The organism is Actinosynnema sp. NPDC059797, assembly GCF_042732085.1.
Classification (GTDB): domain Bacteria; phylum Actinomycetota; class Actinomycetes; order Mycobacteriales; family Pseudonocardiaceae; genus Actinosynnema.
Map to the genome: position 1 here is coordinate 1 of NZ_JBHWIE010000741.1, position 1,343 is coordinate 1,343.

2 protein-coding genes are annotated in these 1,343 nt (G+C 75.1%); both read left to right on the forward strand.

The features are described 5' to 3' along the window. The first annotated feature begins 240 nt into the window (after positions 1–240). Entirely contained in the window at positions 241–1,116 is an 876-nt protein-coding gene (locus ACFV4N_RS43825) for a universal stress protein (RefSeq protein ID WP_499678617.1), read from the forward strand. Between the two features lie 110 nt (positions 1,117–1,226). After that, a partial coding sequence (locus tag ACFV4N_RS43830) for a phosphoketolase family protein (RefSeq protein WP_499678618.1) occupies positions 1,227–1,343 on the forward strand: 117 nt, incomplete at its 3' end.

The window sequence follows — 1,343 nt, forward strand, 5'->3', positions numbered from 1 at the left end:
CCCCCAGGTTCGCCGGGGGAGGTCCCCCGGCACAGGGTACAAAGACCCTGCCGGCGCGCGCCCGAGGTCCCGCCGACCCCCGCCGCGCGCCGGCCTCCCCTCCATGGTGCGCCCGCGGCGACGAGGCCGCAGGTCCCTGGTGGACGAGGACCAAGGACCGCGTCGCCGGGGCGGGCCGCGGCCTAGCGTCGGTGGTGGAGGAGCCGCGGCAGCGGTTCGGACTTCGGAGAGGAACGTGTGATGACTGCCCCGATCGTGGTCGGAGTGGACGGTTCGGCGTCGGCGTTGACGGCGGTGGCGTGGGCCGCCCGCGAAGCGGCCCGGCACCGCGTACCGCTCAGGTTCGTGCACGCCTACCTGCTGCCCGCCCAGGGCTACCCCGAGTTCGTCGTGACCGGCGCCGAGGTGCGGGAGGCATTCGAGCAGCAGGGCCGGGAGTGGCTGGAGGAGGCCGTCGCCGCGGCCCGCGCCGTCGTGCCGGACGTCGAGGTCGAGACCTCCGTCGTGGTCGACCGGCCCACGACCGCGCTGGTCGACGAGAGCCGGCGCGCCCGGCTGGTCGTGCTCGGCTCCCGGGGGCTCGGCGGGTTCACCGGGCTGCTGGTCGGCTCGGTCGCGGTCGCGGTCTCCGCGCACGGTGGCTGCCCGGTGGTCGTGGTCCGCGAGCCCGAGGCGGCACAGGGGCCGGTCGTGGTCGGGGTGGACGGTTCGCCGGTCAGCGAGGAGGCCGTCGCCTTCGCCTTCGAGGAGGCGTCGCTGCGCGGCGCGCCGCTGGTCGCCGTGTCGGCGTGGACGGACTTCCCGGTCGACGGTGCCTACGCCGCCCTCTTCACCGTCGACTGGCCCCGGGTCGAGGACGAGCAGCACCGCGTCCTGGCCGAGCGCCTGGCCGGTTGGCAGGAGAAATACCCGGACGTGGAGGTCACGCGGACCGTGGTGCGCGACCGGCCCGTGCGGGCGCTGCTCGACGCCGCCGAGGGCGCCCGACTGCTGGTCGTGGGCAGCCGCGGGCGCGGCGGCTTCACCGGCATGCTCCTGGGCTCCACCAGTCAGTCCCTCGTCCACCACGCGTCGTGCCCGCTCGCCGTGGTGCGCCCCCGGGACGACCGGCGGTGAGGACCGGTCCCGCTGGAGGTGCGGACCACCACGACCTGCACGACGATCCCAATGACGAGCACCGCGCCCGCGACCGCCGCCCCGCTCCGGCGCGGCAGAGGAGGAGCGAGATGTCGCAGTCCGGAACTCCCGACCTGTCCCTGGTCGACGCCTATTGGCGGGCGGCCAACTACCTCTCGGCGGGGCAGATCTACCTGTTGGACAACCCGCTGTTGACCGAGCCGCTG

Bases quoted from the DNA above. Each gene is read 5' to 3' on its own strand.
- ACFV4N_RS43825 (WP_499678617.1), top strand. From the start codon at position 241: ATGACTGCCCCGATCGTGGTCGGAGTGGACGGTTCGGCGTCGGCGTTG.